The sequence below is a fragment of the Sulfitobacter sp. genome (assembly GCF_036961165.1).
Taxonomy (GTDB): domain Bacteria; phylum Pseudomonadota; class Alphaproteobacteria; order Rhodobacterales; family Rhodobacteraceae; genus Sulfitobacter.
This window is the reverse complement of record NZ_JBALVJ010000142.1, coordinates 1-4,876: the sequence shown is the minus strand read 5'-3', so window position 1 is coordinate 4,876 and position 4,876 is coordinate 1. Positions and strand designations below refer to the sequence as shown.

At 55.0% G+C, this 4,876-nt stretch carries 7 protein-coding genes; 4 read left to right on the top strand and 3 right to left on the bottom strand.

Translation table 11 applies throughout. The features are described from left to right. Positions 1 to 155: 155 nt before the first annotated feature. Positions 156 to 872 carry an LrgB family protein gene (locus V7730_RS22090; RefSeq protein WP_335749715.1) on the bottom strand — a complete coding sequence of 239 codons (717 nt, stop codon included), beginning with the start codon at positions 870 to 872 and terminating at the stop codon, positions 156 to 158. Beyond that, positions 869 to 1,222: a CidA/LrgA family protein gene (locus V7730_RS22085; RefSeq protein WP_335749714.1), complete on the bottom strand. Its 354-nt coding sequence runs from the start codon at positions 1,220 to 1,222 to the stop codon at positions 869 to 871. The genes V7730_RS22090 and V7730_RS22085 overlap by 4 nt, the downstream gene beginning before the upstream one ends. Positions 1,223 to 1,586: 364 nt before the next feature. Here V7730_RS22085 and V7730_RS22080 point away from each other — a divergent pair, with 364 nt between their 5' ends. Further along, positions 1,587 to 1,814 carry a hypothetical protein gene (locus V7730_RS22080; RefSeq protein ID WP_335749713.1) on the top strand — a complete coding sequence of 76 codons (228 nt, stop codon included), beginning with the start codon at positions 1,587 to 1,589 and terminating at the stop codon, positions 1,812 to 1,814. Further along, positions 1,796 to 2,263 (top strand): NYN domain-containing protein, encoded by a 468-nt coding sequence (locus tag V7730_RS22075; RefSeq protein WP_335749712.1) that lies wholly within the window; start codon positions 1,796 to 1,798, stop codon positions 2,261 to 2,263. Before V7730_RS22080 ends, V7730_RS22075 begins: the two co-directional genes overlap by 19 nt. Positions 2,264 to 2,914: 651 nt before the next feature. On the opposite strand, the gene V7730_RS22070 is transcribed toward V7730_RS22075, so the two are convergent. Next, positions 2,915 to 3,307, bottom strand: a complete 393-nt coding sequence (locus V7730_RS22070; RefSeq protein ID WP_443070268.1) for a winged helix-turn-helix transcriptional regulator — start codon at positions 3,305 to 3,307, stop codon at positions 2,915 to 2,917. 94 nt (positions 3,308 to 3,401) lie between these two features. Here V7730_RS22070 and V7730_RS22065 point away from each other — a divergent pair, with 94 nt between their 5' ends. Both V7730_RS22065 and hemP read left to right on the top strand, forming a co-directional pair. After that, positions 3,402 to 4,043: an NAD(P)H-dependent oxidoreductase gene (locus tag V7730_RS22065; RefSeq protein ID WP_335749710.1), complete on the top strand. Its 642-nt coding sequence runs from the start codon at positions 3,402 to 3,404 to the stop codon at positions 4,041 to 4,043. Positions 4,044 to 4,441: 398 nt separating this feature from the next. Further along, positions 4,442 to 4,606 (top strand): hemin uptake protein HemP, encoded by a 165-nt coding sequence (gene hemP / locus V7730_RS22060; RefSeq protein ID WP_335749709.1) that lies wholly within the window; start codon positions 4,442 to 4,444, stop codon positions 4,604 to 4,606. The last annotated feature ends 270 nt before the right edge of the window (positions 4,607 to 4,876 follow it).

Sequence of the window (4,876 nt, the reverse complement as noted above, 5' to 3'; positions counted from 1 at the left end):
AACTCCCGCAGAGCGTTTCAATGCATGTGTTGCGTCGATCAGTTGAGACCGCCGCCGAAAGCGTTCGTGAAAAGCGCAGCTCTCCAGATTGCACCCATTTGCCAAGTCCCTTGACGCCAGGTCGCGCTCATCACACGCACTGAGTAGAAGTCCTTTCAAACCAGCCAGCGCACCAACAGCGGTACGATCAGGCTTGTCAGCAGAGCGTTTAGTGCCATGGCGATGCCAGCATAGGCCCCTGCCACAGGGTTTACCTGAAATGCGCGGGCCGTCCCAATGCCATGTGCGGCAACTCCGACGGCAAAACCTCGTGCCTGCCAGTCGGTGATCCGTAGCAAATTCATCAAAGGCGTCACTGTCACGGCCCCGATGATCCCCGTCATGATGACCAGCACAGCCGTCAGCGCAGGAATTCCTCCAATTGCTTCAGAGATGCCAAGAGCCACGGGCGCGGTCGTAGACTTTGGCGCCAACGATAGCAGGACTTCCATCGGCAGACCAAAGGCACGCGCCAGCAGAATGGCCGAGCCTGCCGCAACGATTGAGCCTGCAAGCAAAGCCAGCACAATCGGGGCAATCGAGGTCCGGATTGTGTCCCGATTGTCCCAAAGCGGCAAAGCCAATGCCACCGTAGCGGGGCCGAGCAGGAAATGGATGAATTGCGCGCCCTCGAAATAGGTCGTGTAGTCTGTCTGTGTCAGCCAGAGCACTGGTGCAATCAGCAGGACCGACAGCAGCACGGGATTGGCCCATGGCGGATTGCCCAACTGCCGCGCCAGCCGATCTGCGACCAGATAGGCGAGGATCGTTGTGGTGAGCCAAATCAAGGGTGTGGTTGCCAAGTAGCTCCAGAGGCTTGCGACGTCTGTCATGTCGCCCAGCGTTCGGTTGCGCGCCGAACGCCAATGAACGTTCCAACAGCAGCCAGCATAGAAAGCACCGTCGAAAGGGTGAGAATAACCAGCAGTACAATCCCGTCTTCCGACAAAACCGCGAAGTTGCCAATTACGCCGACACCCGCAGGCACGAACAGGAACGACAGGTTCGCCAGGATGATCGTGGTGGTCGGCCTGAGCTGTTCAGCGAGTGTGGGCATTGCGCCGAGTATCAGCACGAGCAGGGTAAGACCCAGAACCGGGCCGGGCATTGCGAGGCCAAAGCCCCGCACAGTTATGTCGCCCAGCAGCTGGCAGCCTAAGAGAAGTCCAAGTGTCTGGAGCATAGGTTTTCTCTCCTAAAATGATAATGCTAAGTCATTCTGACGCCAAACACCTTTTAGAGCCAATAGAAAAGCTCTGCTGCTGAGGCAGCACGAGACCGAGGCACCTTTGCAAGAGTTGTCCGGCACCATCAGTCCAACGGCGGCACCGGGCTCGAACTGTCCCGCTGAAATATATTTTGAATGGCTGCTCTGGGGAAGCTGCACTGCGGCATCAGATAGGGTGACCAAGGGCAGATAAGGGCTGGGTACGAGCCCCTGGGCTCTATCAAAATTGACTGCCATGCTGCACGTTCCTTTGACGATGCCAAATTTTCGGCGCATTTCTCCTACAAAATTCCTATATATGTCTGGCGTGGAGGTTTGGATGGCGCAGCCTGTGGCAGTACTTGTCGATGGAGACAACATTAACGGCAAGTATGCTGGACAAATTCTTTCCATCGCCGCTCAGCACGGAAAACCGACCGTGGTTCGAGTCTATGCCGATGCGCAGCGCCCCTCCGCCTGGAGAGATGCGCTCGGCTATCGCATACTCCATGCCGGAACGGGCAAAAATGCGCAGATATTCTGCTGGCGTTGGATGCGATGGAATTGATGCTATCCAGAAATATGCGCTTCTTCGTAGTCGCAAGCTCAGATGGGGATTTTACCCACCTTGCCACCAAATTGCGCGAACATGGAGCAACAGTGATCGGAGTTGGTGAAGCAAAAGCGCCGCGCTCCTTCCGAGCTTTTTGCACGGATTTCGTTGAAATCGGCAAGGCGCCCGCTGTGCGTCTTGTGCCGAAACCGGCAGCTATCGTTACGAATTTGGACCTGAATATCCCTACCATGATAGCAGCGCACAGCACCAAGGGCGCGGGTATGCGCATCGCTGAACTTGCCCCGAAAATGCACAGTCAGCATGGCGTTCAGATCAGCACATACACTGAGCGGAGTTGGCGCGCCTATCTGGTCTCGCGCCCATCGCTCTATGAATTGAATCCTCGCGGCCCTGAAGACATGGTTCGTTTCCGTCCCGAAGGCTTTAATCACGCGGCGTGAGCGCTCAAACAGCGTCCAGTGCGAAGTGCCCCTAGTTATGTTGCAGCAGTAAGCATCAAGGGGCGGTTTGAGAAAGCTGCGAGGCAAAGAGCGATTTCGCAGGGCATGTAGCTACGGCCTATAAAGGACATCTCTGATGATAAGTTCGCCTCAGAAACGGGCGCAAAATCTCTCGGAGTATCCGTTATTAAATATAACTCCTGGGGCGACAACTATGGCCGTCGCGCAAATGCCTCGTCGGCATTCGCTGGAGAACAAGTTAGGCCTGAACTGGAGCCAGACAGGAGAGCAAGTTTCAATGCTTCTGTTGTGCAACATGCGAATTGCAAATCCGTGACCATAACGTCTCCTCATTGCAGCGCCCGTCTGAAGCGTTGAAACACTCCGGCCCCAAGTTTTCGCTTTGCTTCCGCTACGCCCTTGCGGCCAAAAACCACTAGGCCACTGAAATAAATAGCTTCTATAACGGCTTCCATTCCCTAGCGGAGACACACGCCTGGTTCAATTCCAGGATCGCACGCCACTAATCACTCAGTTGAAAGCTAGGAATTAAGCCGTGCAGGATTGCACGGGGGTCGCTTTGGTGTATCAAAAAACTGTCTCCTAAAGCGTACCAATAACCAGACATGCCTGACCACTACCCTCCCCTAGTTATCCACCTTGGGCGTCATAGGTTTCGCGGGCCGCATCAATAGCCGGAAGATTGTCGAGCGCCCAAGCACCCAAAGCTGCGACAGGCTCCCGAAAAGAGTCTCCCAACGAAGTCAGATTATACTCCACCTTGGGCGGGATCGTCGGGTGGTAGGTGCGGTTAACCAGGCCGTCACGCTCCAGCTCTTTCAGCGTCAGGCTCAGCATCCGCTGCGAGATGCCCAGGTTGCGCTTCATCTCATTAAAGCGAAGGGTCCCATATTGCGCCACAGAGATGACGATAAGGACACTCCAACGGTCGCCGACCCGCGACAGCACGTCGTTTATCCGTTGGCAATCAGGGCATTTTTCAGAATCTAGCATGTCGGTTCCCTCCGTGTAACCGAGGTTCATAAATGTGCCTACTTGCGGTGGCGTGCAGTGCTCATTAGATCGTCGGTATCGAAAATATACCGCACTATTAGAGTGCTGACAAGAGGACGACAAAATGACTGACAAAACCCTGCTGGAGCAATTGGACTGGCGTTACGCAACAAAGAAAATGGACCCTGCCCAATCGGTGCCACAGGAAAAGGTCGATGCGATCATCGAGGCGATCCGTATGGCTCCTACGTCCAGCGGCACGCAACCGTTTGAGCTGATCGTTGTCACAAATCCCGAAGTGCGCAGCGAAATCCGCAAGGCTGCAGGGGATCAGGCCCAGATCACTGACGGCTCTCACCTGTTGGTTTTTGCCGCATGGGATAACTACACAGACGCACGGATTGATAACGTTGTCGATTTGAACGTAGAGGCCCGTGGCGATCTGCCAATGCTGCACGCATACTATGATAACCTGAAGAAAAGCTATGTCCCACGCGACGCAGAAGTGAACTACGCGCATGCTGCACGGCAGGCTTATATCGCTTTGGGCATTGCGATGGTTGCTGCCGCCGAGCAGGAAGTGGACAGCACACCGATGGAAGGCTTTGACCCTGCATCCGTAGACAAGATCCTTGGCCTGAAAGAACGCGGCCTGCGGTCTGTTGTTCTGCTGCCTTTGGGATACCGCGACCCAGGGAACGACTGGTTGCTGCCAATGAAGAAAGTGCGCAAATCTCTGGACACGATCGTAACGACCGTCGCTTAAATTCAGGATGCCGACTGGCGTTAACTACCAATGACATTTGGCCGCCCCCAATGAAGAACTGTGGAACACGCTTTCCGGTTCAGATATTGGGGGCGGCCGCGTTTCTGGCTGCACTTTGTGAAATATAACAGGCTGCCAGCACCACCCCGCCGCGTTATAGACACGCGCGTAACACCCTAACAATTGTTAGAATTTCCAAAATTAACATACCCGACTAATCTGTCGGATTGACATATCAGACTAAAATACTCAGGTTAAAAGAAATTCGCTCCGCCCGATTCACTCGCCGCGGGATTTGAAAAACGCGAACCATCTGAGGATAGCAAGATGCCCCGATCAAAGCCGACACCAATGACCGTGACACGCGCACTCAAAACCACACGCCGCATGTTGGCGTCATGAACTTTCAGTCGGCACCACCCAAGCAGGCCCCTACCCCAAGCGGCCCGACCTACGCCGCGCGCGACCTCACTGAGGGCAGCAATCAGGCGCAGATCGTTCTGGATGATCAAACCTACACCCTCCGCATCACCCGCGCCGGCAAGCTGATCCTGACAAAATGACTATCGCACAGGAAAAACGAGGCGGCGCTGCCGTTGGCCTCATCACTGAGCTATGCGGGCTTGAAGCAGCATCGGTTATATACCTGCGGCTTTGGAGCGATGGTGCGGATGCACAATTGCAGGTCCGCAACGATTTCACCACTTGCCTTGGTCCTGACCAAGGGCGCAAAGCGGTCCAGTCGTTTGAGGAGCTTTGTTCTTTATGCGCCAAGCACTGAGAACGCCGGTGGAATACTGCACCACGTGAGCGGCGAGATTGTCTTGTCGCAG